Origin of the sequence: Falsigemmobacter faecalis (assembly GCF_003863335.1) — a bacterium.
In the GTDB taxonomy this organism is placed as follows: Bacteria; Pseudomonadota; Alphaproteobacteria; order Rhodobacterales; family Rhodobacteraceae; genus Wagnerdoeblera; species Wagnerdoeblera faecalis.
In genome coordinates this window covers 97,750-119,706 of record NZ_RRAZ01000010.1, presented here as the reverse complement: position 1 = coordinate 119,706, position 21,957 = coordinate 97,750, and the positions used below count along the sequence as shown (strand labels likewise).

Genomic DNA, 21,957 nt, shown 5'->3' with positions numbered 1-21,957 from the left:
TTATGGGCTGCTTCGGCTTCGGGATGATCCGCGGTTCTCGCTTCATCACATGTTTTCCGGGATCGGGACGGAGTGCCGCGTCAGAGCCTTCCTGGGGCGGCGATAGCTGTGCGTGATGGGGGTTGGTCATCCCGGGCCGAACAGAAAGACACATAGCCTGTGGAACAGTCGCGCGCGGTGATAAAACTATGAGCGGGCGGGCGCGGCGCAACCGGACCAGGAACTCCGGGGCCTGATGACGATTTTTCAGGGCGACGATCAGCCCGGTCTTCTCACGGCGGCTCAGGGGCTACAGACCGCCGACAGGCTTTTTTTGATGAGTTCACGGGCCCTCTTCAAAAGGCCATGCCCGATTTTCCGCCCCGGCTCTGTGTGCCTGTGGCCTGCTGTGTCTCATGGTGGCAGATGCTTCCGCGCCGGGTGACCGCGCTTTCGAACACAGAGCTGAAGCCGCACTTCTCTGCCAGAGCCAATGCGCTCTCACGGGGGCGACAGCGCATTGGCTACCCTCTTCACGGCGTCAGGGTCATAGCCACTTCCGTGCCTCCCCACTGCCACTGTCTGAGTGTCCGGGAAAGCCGCCCGCACTCAGGCCGTCAGCCGTGCAGGGCCAGGATTTCTCAAGGCCCGTATCATCCGGGGGGGGTGGCATACGGCTGAAAAACTGCCTGCTGTCGTGCTTCAGAGACCTTCGGGGGCCATGGAGTTGAACTCTCCCCATGTCGACCGGACATGTCAGCACCAGCCTGGAGGCTTGGGGATATGCCTTTCGGTTGTCGCCCGCCGCAACAGACACAGCAATGGCGGAGCGCCCGATTTGCTCTGTCGTTGGCGCAGGCTCAGGCCCGAAGGCGGCAGTGTGGAGGATAACGTCCCCGGCACTCGCATTGTCCGCGGTGCCTTCATGATGAAGGCCATGCTCGCGGGATCATCGCATGGAGGGCTGTCGTCCACGCCGACACAGCGGTTCGGACCTCCGCGACATCATGCCGGAGGCCGTGGAGCGGCGCTTCGGCCTTTGCCGGGCGCCTTCCGTTGGCGGGGGGCTGACCGGCAACGGCTCGCCTTATATCGCCAAAGACACCCGGATCTTTGCCCGCCAGATCGGCCCGAAGCCCTGCGTCACGCCTGCCAGAGGTCCGCAGAGCAATGGGATATCGCAGGCATTCGTAAAGACCTTCAGACGAGATTACGTCCGGATCACGCCTTTACCGGATGCCCGAACCGTTCCCGGATTGATCGCGGGCTGGTTCGGGGCCTACACCGAAAACCACCCGCATTCAGGGCTGAAGCTGCGCCGCCACGCCAGTTCATTGCAGCTCACATCGCAACCGCCTGAGTGCCCGGTGAAGCGGGGGGCAATACGGGCATGCAGCTCTGGCCGAACAGACCGCCCGACCGCACCAGGCGCTTTTCGTTGGGTGCATGACCGCCGCCCTCGGGGGGCTGGCGCGCGGCGGGCCGGTCATGTGGTGAAATGTACCGGACAGATTCAGGTGGTGATCCGTGGGACTGGGGTCCCGCAGGTTGATGGTGTGGATGAGGTGCATGTCCCGGTGGGTGATATCGGCATCGGTCTCCTGCCCGGACGGCAAGCACAGAATTTTGCTGAATTTTCGCAGGCCGACAGCGGCTTGGGGCGGCGGTTTGAGGGGAGTGGCCGCGGCATCTCCCTCGTGCGGGTTCGGCCGACCGGGGCCGTATGTGGTTCGGGCCGTTGCGCGGCGGGTCCCTCTTTGGGCTTCACCTGGTGCTGTCGGTCTCAGTGGCCCAAAGGGGCCAGGGTGCTGCAGGGGCGTGTCGGTGCGGTGCTGCGCGGAGGGTGCTCATTTACGCCCGAGGGCGCCAGCGCGATGCAGCTGAAGGGGGTGATTTCCGCCCGTCCTGCCGTGCCAGGTTGAGACGGCTTTGGCGGAAAAGCCCTCCCGGTCGCCGCGATCCTGAGCAGCATGGCGCTGCGGGCCGATCTTCCGGGGCTGGAGCGGCCTGAGACAGGATCTGCGTGAGGCAGGGCACTGCCCCGGCGGATCAGGGAGAAGGTCCCCGCGCCAGTCAGATGGTGCTGCCGGGCATGCGGCGCAGCCGCAGGGGTAATCTGTCTTTCGCGGCCCATGGGGGCGAGGCGGTCTGATGTATATCCCCAAGCCCGGCATGGACCGCTGAGCCGCCGCGCGGATTGTTCGCGCAGCAACCACGGAGTGCTGATCCCTGCGCTGACGGCCCTTGCCATGCGCGGCGGGCATGGACCCGGGCCGGACCGATAGTCTCCGGATCCTGAGGCGTTCAGCCCTTCGCCGAGGCCCGCTGAAAGGCCGGACGCGCCATGACACCGGTCAGCCAGGCGTCGAGACGCGGATCACCGGAAGACATTTTGGCAAGCTTTGCCCAGGTCAGGCAATGCGCGAGCAGGAAATCCGGCACGGTCATCTCATCGCCCATCAGCCAGGGGCCTTCGCCCAGCCGGTCAGCGATGGCTTTCTCGTTGCGGGCATATTCCCACCGCAGCGATTCCTTGACCGCTGCCACCCGCCGTTCGGGCGGCAGGATGAAGCTGTGACGCGCCGAGGTCCAGATCAGCCCCTCCAGCTCATCAAGGATCTGCAGGGTCAGTGCGACCTGCCGGGGGCGGTCAAAGCTGCCGGGGGGGATGGTGAATTTGCCATGGGTATCCGCCAGATACTGCAGGATCGCCACCGAATCCGTCAGCACACCGTCCGGTGTCACCAGCACCGGGATTTTCCCGGCGGGGCTGACCTTCAACAGTTCCGGATCATGGGGTGCCACGGGGAAATGCTCATAGGGCAGGCCCAGTTCTTCAAGCATCCACAGCACCCGCAGCGTGCGGCTGCGGCTCATTCCATAGACTTTATACATCCATCCCTCCCAGACGGGGGGCGGCGGCACCGCCCCTCAGCGTGCACGGGCCAATGCTGACAGACGCAGCAGCAGCCGTTCCACCAGCGCCATGGTGGGGGCCTTTGTCGAAGAGCGCAACGTCAGATCGGTGTCGGTGATGGCCCCGAGCGCCTCTTCCAGCCGCTCGGGGCGGAAGTTCTGCACCTGACGCAGCATGCGGTCGCGGCGCGGCCCGAAAACCGGCGGGCGCAGCTTTGCCATGCCCGAAGCCGCACCGCCCGGATCGGTGGCGGCGGCATGCAGCGCGCGGAAGTGTTGCAGCGTGCGGATCGCAAGGGTCACCGGCGCGATGCCCTGGGCTTCGAGGCGGCGCATCAGGGTGGCCACATCGCTCATCCGGCCTTCGGCCGCGGCATGCAGCACGTCATCCACCTCGGCCTCAACGGTAGAGGGGGCACAGGCGGCGACATCCTCAGAGGCCAGCGGACTTTGGTCGCCCCACTTATAAAGCCCGATCTTTTCAAGGGTCTGGCGGAAGTCACCGGGATCGAGCGCGCGGCCAAGCGCCATCAGATCGCGCATCGCAGCGGGCGAGATTTCGCGCAGGCCCGCCTTTTTCAGCTGTGCTTCAATCTCGGCCTGACCGGGCGGATCGTCATAAATCGCGATGCAGGGGGCGGCGGGATGCGCCTCAAAGAGTTTGCGCAGCGCGGATTTGGCGGCCAGCTGCCCTGCGGTCACCAGAACCTGAGCATCCCCGGGCTTCCAGCTGGCCAGGGCCTGAAGGATCAGCGGCGCAAGCCCGTCACCGGCCTCTTCGACAAAGACCAGACGGGGCCCCGGAAAAAAGCCGGTCGCTTTGATGGCATCGGCCAGCAGCGCGCCATCACGGCGCAGATCCGCGCCCGACATCCGCGTCAGCCGCATCTCAGCCTCGCCTTCGGGGCCGATGATGGCGGCAATGGCCTCGGCGCGTTTGATCGCGACGCGCATCGGATCGGTGCCATAGATCAGAAAACCCGGCGCCGCGGGGGAGGGGGCGGCGAGAAACCGTCCGGCCTCAGCGGTTGAGAGCTTCATTTCGGCGCGGCGGCCAGCAGGCGGGCCATGGTCTGATCGGCGAGAATCACCGCAAGCCGCTCATAGGCGTCGCGCTCGGCGGTGACGGAGGCCAGGGTCGAGCCGCTGTTGTTGAAGCTGGTAAAGCTTTCGAGGCTGCCTGAGGTGACGGTCTGGCCGCCCTCAATCCGGATCAGGCTGTAGTTCACCCGGCCGATCAGCGAATAGCGCGTGATGTTGCCGCTGGGCGTGACAGCCGCGCCGACGGCTTGGGTCGCGAAGGTCCAGGTCAGCCGGAAGCGCGGGCGGATGGCGCGGCCAAGGCGCTCTTCCATCCGGGTGACATAGTTAAAGCCGGTGCGCTCTGCAGGATCATCAATCTGAACCTGTTCCCAGAGCGCATGGCCAGCCCCGCCCGGCGCCATCGCCGGGCTGAAGCCACAGGCCGCCACCGGAGCGGCGGCCAGAAGGGCAAGAAAATTACGACGATCAGATGACCACATTGACGATACGCCCCGGAACCACGATCAGCTTCTTCACCGGCTGACCGGCCAGGAAGCGAACCACATCCTCGTTCGCAAGGGCAATCTTTTCAACCTCAGATGCCGGCATATCTTTCGGCACGGTGATTTCACCGCGGCGTTTGCCGTTGATCTGGATCGGCAGGGTGATCTCATCATCGACCAGCAGTGCCGGATCGGCTTTCGGCCAGGGCGAGGTTGCGCAGATCCCCTCACCGCCCTGGGCCACCCAGATCGATTCGGAAAGATGCGGCGTGAAGGGCGACATCAGCTTGGCCAGATCGCGCATCGCCTGACGCATCGCCGGGGCCGAAGCCTCCGCCTTAGCCACGGCATTGGTCAGGCCATAAAGCGCCGCGATGCCTTTGTTGAAGGCAAAGCCCTCAATGGCGCGGGTCACTTCTTCCGTCGCGCGGGCCACGGCTTTGGCAAGGTCTTTGTCGCCGGCAGTGGCTGCGCCCTCTTCCATCCCGGCCACTTTGACCGAGAGGTTCCAGACGCGGTTGAGGTGCTTGAAGGTCGCATCAGCCCCGGCGGCGGTCCATTCCACATCCCGCTCGGGCGGGCTGTCGGACATCACGAACCAACGCGCGGTATCGGCGCCATAAGAGGCGATGATATTCATCGGATCGACGACGTTTTTCTTTGATTTCGACATCTTGGCCGAGGGAATCAGCTCAACCGGGGTGCCGTCTTTCAGCGTGGCCCCGGTTTCCGAGCGGATGATGTCTTCCGGCAGATGGTAAACCGGACGGCCATTGGCATCGCGGGTCAGGTAAATCTCATGAGTCACCATGCCTTGGGTGAAAAGCGCATTGAAAGGCTCAATGGCTTTTTCGGGCAGATGGCCGGTCTTGTGCATCGCGCGGGCGAAGAAGCGCGAATAGAGCAGGTGCAAAATCGCATGCTCCACGCCGCCGATATATTGATCGACGTTCATCCAGTAATCGGCTTCGGCCTTGTCGGTCGGGGTGGTGGCGCGCGGCGCGGTGAAGCGGGCGTAATACCAGGACGAATCGACGAAGGTATCCATGGTGTCGGTCTCGCGACGGGCGGGCGCACCACAGGACGGGCAGGCACAATCGCGCCAGGTCGGGTGACGGTCGAGCGGATTGCCGGGCTGATCGAAGGACACATCCTGCGGCAGCTCAATCGGCAGATTCTCTTTCTTTTCCGGCACCACGCCGCAGGCCGCGCAATGCACCACCGGAATCGGGCAGCCCCAATAGCGCTGACGCGACAGACCCCAGTCGCGCAGGCGGAACTTGGTCACGCCTTTGCCGAAGCCTTTTTCCTCGGCCAAAGCGATGGCATCAAGAATGCCCTGCTCGCCGGTCTTCACTTCAGCGCCCGCGACGTTGCGGACATAGCGCACGCGCTCGGATTTGGCGGGGACGAAGGGCTCGGTCAGTTCGGCTTCTTCACTGCCTTCGGCCACAAAGACCGGCGGGATCGACAGGCCATATTTGGTGGCAAATTCAAAGTCGCGCTGGTCATGCGCCGGGCAACCAAAGATCGCGCCGGTGCCGTAATCCATCAGGATGAAATTCGCGATCCAGACCGGCAGCTCAATCGAAGGATCCAGCGGGTGACGCACGCGAAGACCGGTGTCAAAGCCAACTTTCTCAGCGGTTTCAATATCTTCGGCGGTGGTGCCACCCTTGCGGCATTCGGCGATAAAGGCCGCGATCTCAGGATTTTGTGCCTCAAGCACCTTCGCCAGCGGATGCTCAGCCGCGATGGCCGCGAAGCTTGCGCCCAGAAGGGTGTCGGGACGGGTGGTGTAAACGTCGATCTGCTCAAAGCCTGCGGGGGCGTTCACCGTCTCAAACGAGAACTGCAGACCCTGGGATTTGCCGATCCAGTTCGCCTGCATCAGGCGGACTTTTTCCGGCCAGTCTTTCAGACCATCAAGCGCGCTCAGCAGCTCTTCCGAGTAATCCGAGATCTTGAAGAACCACTGCGTCAGTTCCCGGCGCTCCACCGCCGCGCCCGAGCGCCAGCCCTTGCCGTCGATGACCTGCTCGTTCGCCAGAACCGTCATATCGATCGGGTCCCAGTTCACCACAGCGTTTTTGCGGTACACAAGGCCCGCGCCCAGCATGTCGATGAACATCGCCTGCTGCTGGCCGTAATATTCCGGATCGCAGGTTGCGAACTCGCGGCTCCAGTCGATCGACAGGCCCAGCGGCTTCATCTGACCGCGCATCACGTCGATGTTGTTATAGGTCCAGGTGCCCGGATGGCCGCCCTGTTCCATCGCCGCGTTTTCTGCGGGCATCCCGAAGGCATCCCAGCCCATCGGGTGCAGCACCGAGAAGCCCTGCGCCAGTTTGGTGCGCGCGACCACATCGCCCATGGTGTAGTTGCGCACATGCCCCATGTGGATCCGGCCCGACGGATAGGGGAACATCTCAAGCACGTAGAACTTCGGCTTAGCGGGATCGACTTTTGCGGTGAAAACGCCCGCTGCATCCCATTCGGTCTGCCACTTCGGTTCGATCTCGGACGGGGTATAGCGGGACATCGGGCATCCTGTCAGTAAAAACGCCGGGCGCATCAGCGGCCCGGCGTGGTTATAGCGCGTGAGGCGGCGATTGCCAGCCTTTGCAGATCTTCAGAGGCGCGAATCGCGCGAGCGCAGCTGCCGGGCGCGGGTGAGGATCGCTTCCTCAACCTGGGCCGCCACCTGGGCCGAAACCGGGCCACCGCCACGGGTCTGCAGGGCGACCTTCAGCGAGCGGGCATCAAGCGCGGGATCCGAGATATAGATCGTGGCGCGGTAAGCCTGACGGCCGCCGGGGGGCGTGCCGTAACCGGTTGAAATCACGCCCGTGAAGGGATCGACCGATTCCACCGGCAGGAAGTTCAGCACATCAAGGCTGGCGTTCCAGAGGTAGCGGTTGACGTTGGTGCCGACATCGCCTTCGCCCTTGCCGCCAAAGAGGCTGCGCAGGGTGGTTTTGCGGTCGGCCTCATTCCAGCCCGACATATTCTGCTGCTGCTCACGCGAGAGGCGCTGTTCCCAGAACGGGTCTTCGCCCGGCGTCGCCGTGCCAAAGAGGCTGTTGCCACAGCCCGCAAGGGCGAGCAGCGCGGCGCTCAAAAGCGCTGAGCGCAAAGGATGGTTGCGGATCATGGGCTGGACCTCCGGCAATATCCCGTTCTGTCTATCGGCTCGCCCTGGTCCGGGCAAGCCCCGCGCGTGACCCGCCGCGACGGCACGCCCGGGGGCGAAAAAAAAGGGGGGGTGCGACACTGTGGCATGGATGCACCAACCGGGGGCGAGTTGGCGCATCTGTTGCCCTAATCGTTGCAATAGAGGGGAGGGAGGTGGAAACAGGATTGCATACTCTGATCGGAACGTCGGTCAGGGCGCACTTAAGACAACGAGGGAACAACATGAAAAAGTTTCTGATCGCTTCGACCGCGCTGACCCTGTCGGCTGGCGTTGCTGCAGCAGACGTGACCTTCTCGGGCGACGCCCGTTTCGGCGTGATGTACAACAGCGACGCGACTGTTGGTGATGCAAACTGGAACGGCGCTACCGGCAACGACAGCAAAACCCGTCTGGAAAAGCGTTACTCGCTGAACATCGACGCTTCGACCACCGCTGACAACGGCGTCACCTTCGGTGCACGCGTCCGTCTGCGTAACGAAGAGCGTTCGAACGCTGCTGCGACCGGTGGAAACACCATGGGCGCAGGCGCACGTCTGTTCGCCCGCTACCAGGGCTTCGAAGTTGCTGTCGGCAACGTCCTCGGTGCAATCGAGCAGGCTCCGAACGCTTACTCGCGCGGCACCTCGCTGACCGGTCTGTCGTGGGGCAGCGTTGTGTTCAACGTTGACCGCGCAGTTCGCGATGATGCTGGTGTTGTCACCACCACCTTCCGCACCTTTGACTGGGATGCATATTCGTCGGGCGGTTCGGGCGCTGAAGGCGTCGAGGTTCTGTACTCGGCTGGCGACTTCAAAGGCCACCTGACCTATAGCCACGATGATCTGCGCGGCATCAATGGTACCGCGAAGCGTCTCGCTGCATGGGGTTCGTATAACTTCAGCGGCTGGACTGCGGCTCTCGGCTTCCAGGATTCGAACCTCGACTGGCAGGACAAATTCTTTGTCTCGTTCGACGGCAAAATCCAGGACTTCGGCGTTGGCTTCGCTGCTGCACAGAACGGCAAAGGCAACAACAAGGTTAACAAGTACGTCCTGAACGGTTCGTACACCATGGGCGCAACCACCATTGCTGCCTATGTTGCTAACCAGTCGGAAGCTCCGGACGCACGTCGCGCCACCACCACTGAGACCTCGAAAACCTCCTACGGCCTGGGCGCTTCGTACAACCTCGGCGGCGGCGCTTCGATCGTCGGCGGCGTTGAGCGCACCACCCAGAAAACCACCCGCGCTGACCTCGGCGTGTCGTTCCGCTTCTGATTTTATCAGAACAGAACGGGAGAGAGCGGGCCTTTGGCCCGCTCTTTTCTTTTGAAAACCGGGGGCAGGCGGCTTAGAAGACGGCTATGGCACTCGATGATATTCTCTCCCGCATTCGCGCCGCTGAAGCAGCCCATGGCCGGACCCCCGGCTCGGTGGAGCTGATCGCGGTATCCAAGCTGCAGCCGCTCGACCGGATTGAGGCGGTGCTGGAGGAAGGGCATCGGCTCTTTGGCGAGAACTACGTTCAGGAATCGGCCTTCAAATGGCCGGGGCTGCGGGCGCGCCATCCGGGCGTGAAGGTCCATATGATCGGGCCGCTGCAGACCAATAAAGCCGCCCAGGCGCTGGAGCTTTTTGAGGCGATCCACTCGGTCGACCGCCCCTCCATTGCCGAGCGTCTGGCGCGGCTGACGCAATCGGCGGGCGTCTGCCCCGATCTTTATATTCAGGTCAACACCGGCTCTGAGCCGCAAAAGGCGGGGATTTTGCCGGAGATGGCGGATGATTTCATCGCCGCCTGCCGGGTGATGGATCTCTCGGTCAAAGGGCTGATGTGCATTCCGCCCGATGGCGAAGATGCCGCCCCGCATTTCGCAAGGCTGGCAGAGATCGCCAGGCGCAATGACCTGGCCGGGCTGTCGATGGGCATGAGCAGCGATTTTGAACTCGCCATCGCCCATGGCGCGACCCATGTGCGCGTGGGATCGGCGCTTTTTGGCGAGCGCGCGGCCCGGAAAGCCTGAAAAAGGGGGCCGAAGCCCCCTGATTTATTGTACGTGACGCGGCCCGATGATCAGGCGGCTGCCCGGCTCAATCCGGGCGGCGATGCGGTGCAGATCGCGACGCGACAGTCCGATGCAACCCGCCGTGGGCGCGCAGGGTCCGCGCCACTGGTGCACGAAGATGGCAGAGCCTTTGCCGGGCAGGGCCATCGGCCAGTTCCAGTCGGTCACCAGAATCAGGTCATACATCGGATCGCCCCGGCGCAGCTTTTCATGGCTCGGCGCATAGGGGGCTTTGACCAGCTGGTTGTAATCTTCATCCCCGGAGTCATCGGACCACAGATCGGTCAGCCGGATCGGCTCGGCCCAGGAATTGGGTTTCGCGATGCGGTCGGGGCGGTAGAACATGCCGACGATGCGGTGCATCCCCTCGGGGCTTGCGCCATCGCCTTCGCGTTTGACCGCAGCCGGGACCACGCCGCCGCGCCCGACGGTGCAGGGGTGGAGGCGGTTCATAAAGCGCAGCCCCTGGGGCGTTACGACCAGATCAAAGGGCGAAAGCGTCATAGCAGATGTCCTGATTTGGCGGCCTTGGTGGCCAGATAGGCGCGGTTCTGCGGCGTCTCGCCGACCCGCAGGGGCACACGCTCGGTCACCGAAAGGCCACGGGCCTCCATCATGGCAACCTTGTTGGGATTATTGGTCAAAAGGCGCACCGCGCCAAATCCCATCTCACGCAGAATCGCGGCGCCGATGCGGAAATCGCGCTCATCATCTTCAAAGCCAAGGCGGTGGTTGGCCTCAACGGTGTCAAAGCCCTGATCCTGCAGCGCATAGGCGCGCATCTTATTGGCCAGACCAATGCCGCGGCCTTCCTGGTTGAGGTACAAAAGCACCCCCGCGCCCTCGGTCCCCATCTGGCGCAGCGCCGCATTCAGCTGCGGGCCGCAGTCGCATTTGAGAGAGCCAAGGACATCGCCGGTAAAACAGGCCGAATGAAGCCGCGCCAGCACCGGCTTTGCCCGGTCGGGCTGGCCGATCTCAATGGCGTAATGCTCGGTGCTGCCGTCTTCGGGGCGGAAGATATGCACCCGCCCCGCCTCAGAGGCGACCATGGGCACCCGGGCGGAGACCACCGGATGCATTTCGCCCGCGCGAAAGAGATCCGGCCCCGCTTCCGCCAGCGGCAGCAGCGTCAGCCCGTGACGGGCGGCAAAGCCAAAGCCGTCGTCAATCGTCACCGCCACCACAGCGGGCAGAAGCTGCGCCGATTTCGCCAGCTGAATGCCTGCGCGGTGCAGATCCGCCGGGCCCTCGCGCAGACTGGCAAAGGGGCCCTTCATCGGTGTTGAAAGGTCATCGCGGGGATCGGCCACCGCATGCAGCCAGTGAAGGCCCGCATCGCCCGGCACCACGATCCGCGCCAGATCGCCGTCATAGGCGCGCGCCTTCAGCGTCTCGGCCCGCCGCGAGGTCAGCACCAGAACCGGCGCACCAAGATTGCGCAGATCCGACAGCCGCTCGGGCGTCAGCACCTCAGCCGCCGCCACCAGAAGGGCGCGGCCCGCATCACTCAGCACCACCGGAAGGCCCATACGCAGATCTGCGCGGGCACGGTTCAGACGTTCGGTCAGGGTCGGCATCAGGCTCATTCCTCTGCGATAGCCCCGCCGCCTGCGGGGGGCAAGAGAAAGGAAGCGGGTGATTTCTGAAACAAAAGGGCTGATCTGCTCACGTCGGTGTGAAACTCTGTCGCAAAACTTGAAGGGGCGGCTCTGCGGCCCCAGGTCTTGGGCAAGAGAATGAAAAGGAGGTCCCATGGCGAACCTGCGCAAAATCCTGCTGGTGGATGATGATGATGATCTCCGCGAGGCGCTGTCCGAACAGCTGGTGATGACCGAGGACTTCGACGTCTTTGAGGCCGAAAACGGCGCGGACGGGATGGATAAAGCCCGCGCCGATCACTTCGATCTGATCATCCTCGATGTCGGCCTGCCCGATACCGACGGGCGCGAGCTGTGCAAGCGGATGCGCAAGGGCGGCGTGAAGGCCCCCATTCTGATGCTGACGGGCCATGATTCGGATGCCGATACCATTCTGGGTCTCGATGCGGGCGCGAATGACTATGTCACCAAGCCCTTTAAATTCGCGGTGCTGCTGGCGCGTATCCGCGCCCAGCTGCGCCAGCACGAGCAGTCGGAAGACGCGATCTTCCAGCTTGGCCCCTATACCTTCAAGCCTGCGCAAAAGATGCTGGTCGACGCCAAAGAGCGCAAAGTGCGGCTGACGGAAAAAGAGACCAATATCCTGAAATTCCTCTACCGCGCCGGTCAGGCCGTGGTGCCGCGCGATGTGCTGCTGCATGAGGTCTGGGGCTATAATGCCTCGGTCACCACCCATACGCTGGAAACCCATATCTACCGTCTGCGCCAGAAAATTGAGCCCGATCCCGCCAATGCGCGGCTGCTGGTCACGGAAAGCGGCGGCTACAAACTGGTTTTGTAACGAGTATGCGCCCGGAGCCGTCATGGCCTCCGGGCGTTTTTACGCAGGCTCCGGGCTGGCGTCACACCCGGCCCCCGGCTAGTCTCCGCCCCGAAACTTTGAGGCCGGAGACCCGCCATGTCCTTCACGCTTGCCACCTGGAACATCAACTCCGTGCGTCTGCGGGAGGCCCAGGTAACGCGTCTGCTGGGCGAGGAGACCCCGGATATTCTCTGTCTGCAGGAGATCAAATCTCCGGTCGACAAGATGCCGCTCGAAGGCTTTCGCGCGCTTGGCTATACCCATGTCGTGGCGCGTGGCCAGAAGGGCTATAACGGCGTGGCGATCCTGTCAAAACTGCCGATCGAGGATGCGGGCGACCGCGATTACGCCGCCCTCGGCCATGCCCGCCATGTGGCGGCGCGGCTGGAAAACGGCGTGGTGATCCATAATTTCTACGTCCCCGCCGGGGGCGATATCCCGGACCGCGCACAGAACATCAAATTCGGCCAGAAGCTCGATTTTCTGACCGAGATGCGCGACGTCTTTGCCGAAGAAAAGCCGCAGAAATCGATCCTCGTGGGCGATCTGAACATCGCGCCGCGCGAAGATGACGTCTGGGACCACAAGAAACTTCTGAAAATCGTCAGCCACACCCCGGTTGAGGTGAACCACCTGACCGATGTGATGGAGGCCGGCGGCTGGGCCGATGTGACCCGCCAGGATATTCCCTCGGGCAAGCTCTTTTCCTGGTGGTCCTACCGCTCGCCCGACTGGGATGCGGCGGACAAAGGCCGCCGTCTCGATCACATCTGGGCCACCGGCGATATCAAAGCCTCGGCCCATTCCAGCCGCATCCTGCGCACCACCCGCGGATGGGAGCAGCCCTCGGATCACGTCCCGGTCTTTGCCACCTTCGATCTTTGATCCTCATGTGGTGAAACTGCACCCCTGACAGGGGTGCAAAGCGCCCCGGCCCCCTCTTGGCAGGCGGGACTGTCGGGCGCATATAGGGTCAAAGACTTTTTCCAGGAGGGGCCGGATGTTCGGGTTCGCAGAAACGAAACCGCAGACTGTCAGCAATGATCTGATCAAAGACACCTCGGAGGCAACCTTCATGCAGGACGTGATCGACGCCTCGCAGGAGGTGCCGGTTATTGTGGACTTCTGGGCGCCGTGGTGCGGCCCCTGCAAAACCCTCGGTCCGGCGCTGGAGGCGGCGGTGACCGCGGCCAAGGGCCGGGTGAAGATGGTGAAGGTCGATGTGGACCAGAACCAGGGCATCGCGGGGCAGTTGCGCATTCAGTCGATCCCTACGGTCTATGCCTTCTTCAAAGGCCAGCCGGTTGATGGCTTCCAGGGCGCGCTGCCTGGCTCGGAAATCACGAAGTTCGTTGATAAAATCGCAGCCCTCGGCGGCGACGGCGGTCTTTCTGAGGCCATTGAGGCCGCAGAAGCCATGCTGGCTGAGGGAGAGGCCGCCGATGCGGCTGAGACCTTCGCGGCGATCTTTGAGGAAGATCCGACCAGCTCGGTCGCTTTCGGGGGCCTTGTGCGTGCGCATCTGGCACTTGGCGACACCGACCGCGCCGCGCAGATCCTTGAGGGCGCGCCCGCGGCGATCCGCGCTTCGAAAGACTGGGAAGGCGCGAAGGCGCAGCTTGATCTGGCCCTGCAGGCCGCCGAAGCGGGCCCCGTGGCCGAGCTGACGGCGCAGCTTGAGGCTGATCCGTCAAATCCCCAGGCCCGCTTTGATCTGGCGCTTGCCCTTCATGCGGCGGGCGATATTGAGGGCGCGGTTGATCAGCTGCTGGAACTCTTCCGCCGCGACCGCGAGTGGAATGAGGGCGCGGCACGGGCCCAGCTCTTCACCATCTTTGATGCGCTGAAGCCGCAGGATCCGATCGTTCTGAAAGGCCGCCGCCGCCTTTCGTCGATGATTTTTGTCTGAGACGAAACAGGGCAGGGGGCTGTGTTGCCCGCTGCCCGCGACGGAAAGGACGGGCTTTGACGCTTCAGGGTGATCTGCCGGGGATAATCCCGCTGTTTCCGCTGCCGGGGGCGCTGTTGCTGCCGCGCGGGCGTCTGCCGCTGCATATCTTTGAGCCGCGCTATCTGGCCATGGTCGAAGAGGCGATCCGCACGCCTGAGCGGGTGATCGGTATGATCCAGCCACGAGAGCTGCGTGACGATGGTCATGGCGCTCTGGTACCGATCGGCTGTGCGGGCCGCATCAGCCAGTTCACCGAGACCGGCGACGGGCGCTATCTGATCACGCTGACGGGTCTGTCGCGCTTTCGTCTGCTCGATGAGCAGACCGGCTTTCAGCCCTGGCGGCGCGCCCGGGTCGACTGGGCGGATTTTGGCGCCGACCGTGCGGGCGCGGAGACCGATCCCGGCCTTGATCGCGGCCGCTTTATCCCGCTTTTGCGCCGCTTCTTTGAGGCGCGTCAGCTGCAGACCGAATGGGCAGCGCTGGCGGAGGCCGGGGATGAGCTGCTGATCAACGCCATTTCCATGCTCTGCCCCTTCGGGCCGGGCGACAAACAGGCGCTTTTGGAAGCGCCGACCCTGTCTGACCGCCGTGAAGCGCTGATCGCGCTGATCGAATATGCCCTTCACGCCGGGCCTGAGCCTGAGGAATCGATGCAATGAGCACCACCGACCGCCCTGAAGACGCCGCCGCCCCGGCCGCCTTTGACCGCCATATGCTGGAGGTTCTGGTCTGCCCGGTGACCCGCGCGCCGCTGTCCTGGGACAGCAACAGCCAGGAGTTGATCAGCCGCGCCGCCCACCTCGCCTTCCCGGTGCGCGGTGGCATTCCGGTGATGCTGGTCTCAGAAGCCCGCGAGATCGACTGACGCCCGCCCTGGCGCCTCCGTGCCATTTCAGTCACGCAACTGTTGCTGATTGCGGGCTTTTTCTGGACCCAACTGTAAAAGGCAGTTAGAGTTTGGGTTGGAACGGGGCGTGATGACCCCGAAAGACCCGAGGCGCAGTCATGGCTTATCCTGAGCGGTTCTCCGATCTTCCGGAGTATGCATTCCCGCGTCTGAGGACGCTGCTTGATCATGTGCCCGCAGGCGGCCCGGCGCTGTCGATGACGCTGGGTGAGCCGCAGCATCCTTTCCCGGATTTTGTTGGCCAGGTGTTGGCGGAAAGCCTTGGCGGATTTGCGAAATATCCGCCTGCGGATGGCGCTCCGGGCCTTTTGAACGCGATTTCAGGATGGATCGGCAAGCGCTACGGCGTTGCGGTGCCGGAAAACCGCCTGATGGTGGCCAATGGCTCGAAAGAGGCGCTGTTCAACGCGCTTCTGGCGCTCTCGCCGGAGACGAAAAACGGCAAGCGCCCCGTCGTTCTGATGCCGAATCCCTTCTTCCCGGTCTATATGATCGCCTCGCTGACCGGGGGGGCGGAGCCTGTCTATGTGCCCGCCGGGGCCGCGACCGGCTATCTGCCCGATTATCACAGCCTGCCCGCTGAGATCCTTGACCGCACCACGGTGGCCTATATCTGCTCGCCCGCGAACCCGCAGGGGGCTGTGGCTCCGGCGGCGTATCTGGCGGATCTGCTCGATCTGGCGGAAAAGCATGATTTCCAGGTCTTCTGCGATGAATGCTATTCTGAGATCTGGCGCCTGACCCCGCCGCCCGGCCTTCTCGAAGTGGCGGATCGCCATGGCGCGGATCCTGAGCGGGTGGTGGTGTTCAACTCGCTGTCCAAACGCTCCAACGTGCCGGGTCTGCGCACGGGCTTTGTGGCGGGCGGCGTGAAATCCATCAAAGAGATGCGCCAGCTGAAATCCTATGCCGGGGCCGCCGTGCCGCTGCCGCTGCAGGCGGTGGCCGAGCGGCTTTACCAGGACGAAGAGCATGTCGTCGCGAACCGCGCGCTTTATCAGGCGAAGTTCCGCGATGCAGAGGTGGTCTTTGCGGGCCATCAGGGCGTGACTATGCCGGACGGCGGCTTCTTCCTGTGGCTGCCGGTTGAAGATGGGGAAACGGCTGCGGTGAAGCTCTGGCAGGAGACCGGTGTGCGGGTTCTGCCGGGCGCTTATCTGGCGCAGACCGTAAACGGCGAAAATCCGGGTAAAGAGTATATCAGGGCAGCCCTTGTGGCCCCTGCGGACGAAACGCGTCGCGGCCTCGAACGGATTCGCGATTGCCTCTACGGCTGAGGTTGACCGCATGGCGAGTTACAACGCACGGCAGCGCGATCCGCTTTTGGATCGCAACACCCAGGCGATGGTGGAGCGGCGCGGCAGAGAGCTGCTGGGCCTTTTGCTGATTGTCACGGGCCTTGGCCTCGGGCTGATGTTGAGCACGTATTCGCCCGATGATCCCGGCTGGATGGTCGCCACCGATGAGCCGGCGCAGAACTTCTTTGGCCGTCTGGGCGCGGCGATTTCCTCGACGCTGATCATCATCATCGGCAAAGCGGCCTGGACGCTGCCGATTCTGGTGGCGGGCTGGGGTCTGCGCTTCATGCTGCACCGTGGCAGTGACCGCGCCCTGGGCCGCGCCTTCTTTGGCTGGACCTTTGTGATTGCGGCCTCGGCCTATGCGGCGACCCATGTGCCGGGCGGCACCTGGGTGCACAGCTTTGGTCTGGGCGGGCTGTTCGGCGATACCATCCTCGGCGCGCTGATCGGGGTTGCCCCGCTGAGCGCGGGTGTGGCGCTGAAGATCGCCGCCGTGTTGCTGGCCGGCGCGATGATCGCCACGGGGCTCTTCTCGCTGGGCTTTGACCGGGCAGAGCTGCGCAGCACGGGGCGTTTTCTGATGTTTGGCAGCATCGTGGCCTATGGCTGGCTGCTGAGCGGTCTGCAGAAACTCGGCCTGCGGGCGGCCTCCGGGGCCACCGATCTCGGCGGCAAAATGCGCGAGAAATACGCCGCCCGCCGGGCGCAGCGTGACGCGCTGGTTGACGACGAAGACTATGACATCCCCGCGGCTCCGGCTCCGGCTCCGCGCCTGCGGGGCGCCGCGCCGCGTCTGGCCGCCGAGCCGCGTCTGGAAAGCCGTGCGCCTGCCGGTTACGCCCCCCAGCAGCCCCCCCAAAGCGGGGCAGGGGAGGCCGTGCGCTCGCTGCGCGCCCGTGTTGAGGGCCTGATCCGCCGCGCGCCCGAGCCCGAGCCGGAACTGGTCGAACCCGTCGCCTATGCGGGCACGGTCGAAGCCCCGACCCCCGACCGCATCCGTGAGCGGATCAATGACGCGATCCGCGCCAAATCCCGCGCCGCAGTGGCCCCGCCCGTGGTGCCCGGTGGCCGTATTGAGCCGCCCGTGCAGCGCGGTCGCGGCGATGTCCCGGTTCATCCGGCGGTCTCCCGCGCGGTGGCGGCGGCCCAGGCGCGTCAGATCTCGGCCCGCGATGCTATGACCACGACCGTGGCGGGCGTGGCGAGTGCTGCGGCTGTCGCTCAGGTGGTTCAGGCTGTGGTGCCCGAAGCGCCGATGCGTCTGGCTGTAAGCCCCGGTCCTGATCCGCGGACGCAGCTGGCCCCGGCTCCGGCTCCGGCTGCCGCGCCGATGCGCCGCGCGCCGCACTATGAAGAGAGCTTTGAGCTGGAAGCCCCGGATGAAACCGGCGGCTATGACGCCGTGATTGAAGCGGGCGAGGATCTGTCCTGGACCGGCTATGACGGCGATGGCAGTGAGTTTGACGATGAGGATCTGCGCGCCCCCGAAATTGCCCGCAGCGACGCGCCGCAGGGGAATGCCGCTTCAGGTCGCCGGGTCGATCTGCGCCGCGAGCCCAGGCTCAGCGCCCCCGTAGCGGATGAGGATTTCGGCTACGACGAGGATGCCGATGAAGAGGCGGCCTGGGAAGCGGCTGCGGCCCCGCCGCTGCGCGCGCCGGTTCAGCCTGCTCCGGTCGCCGCGCCGATGGTCGTTCCCGATATTCGCCGCGCGCCCGCACCTGCTGCCCCGGTTCTGCGCCGCCCTGCACCGGCCGTGCCGGTTGCGGCCCCCCGCGCCATGCCTGCCGCTCCGGCGATGCGCGCTCCGGTCACCTTTGAGGACCGCGTGAGTGCCGCCTATGAGGCCCCGCCGCTGGCGCTTTTGACCAATCCGGCCAGCATTGAGCGCCATCACCTTTCCGACGAGCAGCTGGAAGACAACGCCCGGATGCTGGAATCGGTGCTGGAAGACTATGGCGTGAAGGGCGAGATCGTCTCGGTCCGCCCCGGCCCTGTGGTCACCATGTATGAGCTGGAACCCGCGCCCGGCCTGAAGGCCAGCCGGGTGATCGGCCTCTCAGACGACATCGCGCGCTCGATGTCGGCGCTTTCGGCGCGGGTCTCGACCGTTCCGGGCCGCTCGGTCATCGGGATTGAACTGCCGAATGTGCACCGCGAAAAGGTCGTGCTGCGCGAGATCCTGACGGCACGCGATTTCGGCGACAGCAATATGCGCCTGCCGCTGGCCCTGGGCAAAGACATCGGCGGTGAGCCGATCATCGCCAACCTTGCCAAGATGCCCCACCTGCTGATCGCAGGGACCACGGGCTCAGGCAAATCGGTGGCGATCAACACCATGATCCTGTCGCTGCTTTACAAGCTGACGCCGGAAGAATGCCGGTTGATCATGATCGACCCCAAGATGCTGGAGCTGTCGGTCTATGACGGCATCCCGCATCTGCTTTCGCCCGTTGTGACCGACCCGAAAAAGGCGGTCGTCGCCCTGAAATGGGTCGTCGGCGAGATGGAAGAGCGTTACCGCAAGATGTCCAAAATGGGCGTGCGCAACATTGAGGGCTATAACGGCCGCGTCCGCGAGGCGCTGGCCAAGGGCGAGATGTTCAAGCGCACGATCCAGACCGGCTTTGATGAGGAAACCGGCGATCCGGTCTTTGAGACCGATGAGTTCGAGCCGCAGCCCTTCCCCTATATCGTCGTCATCGTCGATGAGATGGCCGATCTGATGATGGTGGCGGGCAAAGAGATCGAGGCCTGCATCCAGCGTCTGGCGCAGATGGCGCGGGCCTCGGGCATCCACCTGATCATGGCGACGCAGCGGCCTTCGGTCGACGTCATCACCGGCACCATCAAGGCGAACTTCCCGACCCGGATCTCTTTCCAGGTCACTTCGAAGATCGACTCGCGTACCATCCTGGGTGAGATGGGCGCCGAGCAGCTTCTGGGCATGGGCGATATGCTTTACATGGCCGGTGGCGGCCGGATCAGCCGGATCCACGGCCCCTTCGTCTCGGATGAAGAGGTTGAAGAGATCGTGAACCACCTGAAGTCCTTCGGCCCGCCGTCTTATATGTCGGGCGTGGTGGATGGCCCCGAGGATGACAAGGCCGATGACATCGACCAGATCCTTGGCCTTGGCGGTGGTGAGAACTCAGAGGATGCGCTTTACGACCAGGCTGTGGCCATCGTGGCGCGCGATCGGAAGTGCTCGACCTCTTATATCCAGCGCAAGCTGGGCATCGGCTATCAGAAGGCCGCCCGCCTGGTGGAGCAGATGGAGGACAATGGCGTGGTGTCTTCCGCCAACCATGTCGGCAAGCGCGAAATCCTGCTGCCGGAGCACTGAGGCTGCCGGATCCCGAATCAGAGAAGGCGCAGCGAGGTGATTCGCTGCGCCTTTTTGCAGGGCGATCCTGACGGCAGCCACAACCGCTGAGAGAGCGGATTGTTTCGTCTGGAGAAGGGATTAACCACGCTAAGGTTGCATTACCAGCAAGTGCAGCATCAGCCGTTGTGGCGTGGTCGGGTTTTCCAACGCATTCGATGAAAGTTCTTGATTTTAATTCAGCGCGGGAGCGTAGGATGAACGGCGGATGTGAAATTGCCTTTATGGAGTTTTTAAAATGGCTTTCGTTAAAAGTCTGACTGCGGCCGGCGTTTTTCTGGCCACCGCTGCTCCGGCCATGGCCCAGTCCTGGGGCGGGAACAGCTGGTCGAATTTTGACTGGATCTTCGGGGGCGGCCATCGTCCGCCGCCAACGACCGTGCCGGAGATTGACGTCACCAGCTCTGCGCTGGCTGTGGCTGCGGTTCTCGTGGCGCTGGCTTTTGCCTGGGAACGCTCGCGCCGTCGTGCCTGAGCGGATTATGCATCTGAAGACGACCGCAGCCCTCTGGGGCTGCGGTTTTTTCGTCAGATCAGGCCGACATCCCGGGTGATGAGGGCGATCACGGCGATCAGCGCATTGGCCGTGATATGCGCCCAGACCGGATCGGAAATCCGCCCGCGCCAAAGATAAAGCGCCCCGAACACGAGGCCTGATAGAAAGCCCGCCAGCACACGCCCGTGCAAAAGCCCGAACAGAAGCGAGGTGAGCACCAGCCCGATCAGCGCCCCGACCGGGCCGCGCAGGCTCAGCCGCGGCTGAAGGTAGCCACGAAACAGCAGCTCCTCGATGACCGGGACCAGCAGGATGGTCCCCGCCGCCCTGCACAGGATCCAGAGCCCGAGGATCGGTGCGGGCAGGGCGATCAGCTGCGCCAGCAGCGCCTCTCCTGCGGTGTCGCTGTCCTGACTGCCCAGCCACCAGCCAAGGCCGACCGCCAGACCCGCCAGCAGCGGCAGCCCCGCAGGCCGCCAGTCCTGACTGCGCAGCGCGGGCAGAAAAAACAGCAGCGCCGCCGCCATCACCAGGGCTTTCAGCGGATAGCCCAGTTCGGGATGGGCGAAAGCCGCCATGACCAGCGCCGAGATCACCATGAAGGCGATGAAGGGCAGCATCCGCGCCGCCAGCCAGTCACTGCGCAGCCCCTCTCCCTTTGCGCGGGGGGCGGCGGTTTTGCGCAGCCAGGGCAGCGACTGCGCCGCCCAGATCAGCAAAAGGGCCAGAATGGTGAAAAAGAGCCAGCCCGCGTAGGAGTGAAACCCCTCCACCGCCAGGGTCGGATTGCCGTTGATGCCGATCAGCACCAGGCCTGCAATCCGCAGGATGTTCAGCACAAAACTGGCCAGAAGCGCCAGCGGCACCACCACCAGCCAATAGGGCAGCGCCCGGATCTGGTCGCGAAAAAGCCCGGCGTAGAGCAGCAGAAAGCCCCCCACCAGGGCCAGCCCCTCAACGCCCGAACACTCGGGCGCGATGCGCACGAAGAAGTCTCCCGCGCCGATCACCAGGGCGGAAGGATCACTCAGCACCGCGCCGTTTAAAAGATGCACGAGGATGCTGACGAGATAAAACGTCACCAGGGTCAGCGTGGCATCTCCGGTCCAGAGCTGCTGGAACACCATGGTGATCTCCGGCGCGAAGAAGGCCGGAAGGGTGATCAGGATCAGGGCGGGCAGCACCGGGCGCAGCGCAGCCCCCCAGGCGCGGGCCGGTGCGATCCAGCAGAGCCCGCCGAGACTGGCCAGCAGCGCCCCGGTCAGCCAGCAGGCCGCCAGACCCCGGAACCAGGGCGAGAGATCCTGCCCCAGCCCCACAAAGAGCGGCAGCAGAAGCAGCGCCACGCCCGCAAAATGCACCCATTTCGCCCGCTCGCCTGCCGGATCTGCGGCCGTGACGAAAAATCGTGTGAGAATGCCGGGGCGCGCCAGCAGAATCACCGTCCAGACGGCAAGCAGCGCCAGGGCTCTGGCAGGCAGGCTGCGCAGGAAGAGGCAGACCCCCTCCGATCCGGTCAGCTGACATTCAAAGTTTGCCAGCCCCTGCCAAAGAACCGCTACGACTATGATCTCAAAGAGAAAAAATGCGATCAGCTTGGCCATGCGGCGCAGAGCGGGGCGGCGGTTCATAAAGGCATCTCCGGCTACACTGAAAAAACTCTGCCGCGCGGGGAAGGGCTGCCCGGACGCGGATCCGCCGCAGCCTGACACGGGCCTGCGTCACAGAGTAGAGTGAGAATAAGGCGAAAGTGTTTCGGATATGGTTTTCCGGCCCCGCCCTGCAGATCT

General features: G+C 64.1%; 18 protein-coding genes and 1 pseudogene. 11 read left to right on the top strand and 8 right to left on the bottom strand.

Features of this window, described 5'->3' with window-relative positions:
* Nucleotides 1–886: 886 nt before the first annotated feature.
* Nucleotides 887–1,339 (top strand): annotated as a pseudogene (locus EG244_RS20930) (integrase core domain-containing protein); the annotation flags it as partial.
* A gap of 944 nt (nt 1,340–2,283) precedes the next feature.
* Here EG244_RS20930 and EG244_RS08700 read toward each other — a convergent pair.
* The 5 genes from EG244_RS08700 to EG244_RS08680 all read right to left on the bottom strand — a co-directional run bounded on the left by EG244_RS08700 (nt 2,284) and on the right by EG244_RS08680 (nt 7,575).
* Nucleotides 2,284–2,874: a glutathione S-transferase family protein gene (locus EG244_RS08700; protein WP_124964614.1), complete on the bottom strand. Its 591-nt coding sequence runs from the start codon at nt 2,872–2,874 to the stop codon at nt 2,284–2,286.
* A 36-nt stretch (nt 2,875–2,910) separates the two neighbouring features.
* Entirely contained in the window at nt 2,911–3,936 is a 1,026-nt protein-coding gene (gene holA, locus EG244_RS08695) for a DNA polymerase III subunit delta (RefSeq protein ID WP_124964613.1), read from the bottom strand.
* Nucleotides 3,933–4,418 carry an LPS assembly lipoprotein LptE gene (gene lptE / locus EG244_RS08690; RefSeq protein WP_124964612.1) on the bottom strand — a complete coding sequence of 162 codons (486 nt, stop codon included), beginning with the start codon at nt 4,416–4,418 and terminating at the stop codon, nt 3,933–3,935. The genes holA and lptE overlap by 4 nt, the downstream gene beginning before the upstream one ends.
* Nucleotides 4,405–6,963, bottom strand: a complete 2,559-nt coding sequence (gene leuS / locus EG244_RS08685) for a leucine--tRNA ligase (RefSeq protein WP_124964611.1) — start codon at nt 6,961–6,963, stop codon at nt 4,405–4,407. The genes lptE and leuS overlap by 14 nt, the downstream gene beginning before the upstream one ends.
* 90 nt (nt 6,964–7,053) lie before the next feature.
* The gene (locus tag EG244_RS08680; protein WP_124964610.1) at nt 7,054–7,575 is read right to left on the bottom strand and encodes a DUF3576 domain-containing protein; all 522 of its coding nucleotides are present in this window, start codon (nt 7,573–7,575) and stop codon (nt 7,054–7,056) included.
* 263 nt (nt 7,576–7,838) lie between these two features.
* On the opposite strand from EG244_RS08680, the gene EG244_RS08675 reads away from it, so the two are divergent.
* Both EG244_RS08675 and EG244_RS08670 read left to right on the top strand, forming a co-directional pair.
* Nucleotides 7,839–8,873, top strand: coding sequence for a porin (locus EG244_RS08675; protein ID WP_124964609.1), 1,035 nt, complete (start codon nt 7,839–7,841; stop codon nt 8,871–8,873).
* A gap of 86 nt (nt 8,874–8,959) precedes the next feature.
* Nucleotides 8,960–9,619: a YggS family pyridoxal phosphate-dependent enzyme gene (locus tag EG244_RS08670; protein WP_124964608.1), complete on the top strand. Its 660-nt coding sequence runs from the start codon at nt 8,960–8,962 to the stop codon at nt 9,617–9,619.
* A gap of 24 nt (nt 9,620–9,643) precedes the next feature.
* Here the strand turns inward: EG244_RS08670 and EG244_RS08665 are convergent, their stop codons facing one another.
* Complete coding sequence (locus tag EG244_RS08665) at nt 9,644–10,165, bottom strand: L,D-transpeptidase family protein (protein WP_124964607.1); 522 nt, start codon at nt 10,163–10,165, stop codon at nt 9,644–9,646.
* Nucleotides 10,162–11,250: a GTP cyclohydrolase II gene (ribA, locus tag EG244_RS08660; RefSeq protein WP_124964606.1), complete on the bottom strand. Its 1,089-nt coding sequence runs from the start codon at nt 11,248–11,250 to the stop codon at nt 10,162–10,164. The genes EG244_RS08665 and ribA overlap by 4 nt, the downstream gene beginning before the upstream one ends.
* A gap of 166 nt (nt 11,251–11,416) precedes the next feature.
* On the opposite strand from ribA, the gene EG244_RS08655 reads away from it, so the two are divergent.
* The 8 genes from EG244_RS08655 to EG244_RS08620 all read left to right on the top strand — a co-directional run bounded on the left by EG244_RS08655 (nt 11,417) and on the right by EG244_RS08620 (nt 20,146).
* Nucleotides 11,417–12,103: a response regulator transcription factor gene (locus tag EG244_RS08655; protein WP_124964605.1), complete on the top strand. Its 687-nt coding sequence runs from the start codon at nt 11,417–11,419 to the stop codon at nt 12,101–12,103.
* A 117-nt stretch (nt 12,104–12,220) separates the two neighbouring features.
* Nucleotides 12,221–13,009, top strand: coding sequence for an exodeoxyribonuclease III (locus tag EG244_RS08650; protein ID WP_124964604.1), 789 nt, complete (start codon nt 12,221–12,223; stop codon nt 13,007–13,009).
* A gap of 115 nt (nt 13,010–13,124) precedes the next feature.
* Nucleotides 13,125–14,033 carry a thioredoxin family protein gene (locus tag EG244_RS08645; RefSeq protein ID WP_124964603.1) on the top strand — a complete coding sequence of 303 codons (909 nt, stop codon included), beginning with the start codon at nt 13,125–13,127 and terminating at the stop codon, nt 14,031–14,033.
* Between the two features lie 56 nt (nt 14,034–14,089).
* Complete coding sequence (locus EG244_RS08640) at nt 14,090–14,737, top strand: LON peptidase substrate-binding domain-containing protein (RefSeq protein WP_124964602.1); 648 nt, start codon at nt 14,090–14,092, stop codon at nt 14,735–14,737.
* Nucleotides 14,734–14,943 carry a Trm112 family protein gene (locus EG244_RS08635; protein WP_124964601.1) on the top strand — a complete coding sequence of 70 codons (210 nt, stop codon included), beginning with the start codon at nt 14,734–14,736 and terminating at the stop codon, nt 14,941–14,943. The genes EG244_RS08640 and EG244_RS08635 overlap by 4 nt, the downstream gene beginning before the upstream one ends.
* Nucleotides 14,944–15,083: 140 nt before the next feature.
* On the top strand, nt 15,084–16,262 hold the full coding sequence (locus EG244_RS08630; protein ID WP_124964600.1) for an aminotransferase class I/II-fold pyridoxal phosphate-dependent enzyme: 1,179 nt from the start codon (nt 15,084–15,086) through the stop codon (nt 16,260–16,262).
* A gap of 10 nt (nt 16,263–16,272) precedes the next feature.
* Nucleotides 16,273–19,632, top strand: a complete 3,360-nt coding sequence (locus EG244_RS08625) for a DNA translocase FtsK (RefSeq protein ID WP_124964599.1) — start codon at nt 16,273–16,275, stop codon at nt 19,630–19,632.
* A 277-nt stretch (nt 19,633–19,909) separates the two neighbouring features.
* A complete protein-coding gene (locus EG244_RS08620) occupies nt 19,910–20,146 on the top strand; it encodes a VPEID-CTERM sorting domain-containing protein (RefSeq protein ID WP_124964598.1) in 237 nt (78 codons plus the stop codon).
* 53 nt (nt 20,147–20,199) lie between these two features.
* Here EG244_RS08620 and xrtE read toward each other — a convergent pair whose 3' ends face one another.
* On the bottom strand, nt 20,200–21,798 hold the full coding sequence (gene xrtE / locus EG244_RS08615) for an exosortase E/protease, VPEID-CTERM system (protein WP_124964597.1): 1,599 nt from the start codon (nt 21,796–21,798) through the stop codon (nt 20,200–20,202).
* Nucleotides 21,799–21,957: the final 159 nt, after the last annotated feature.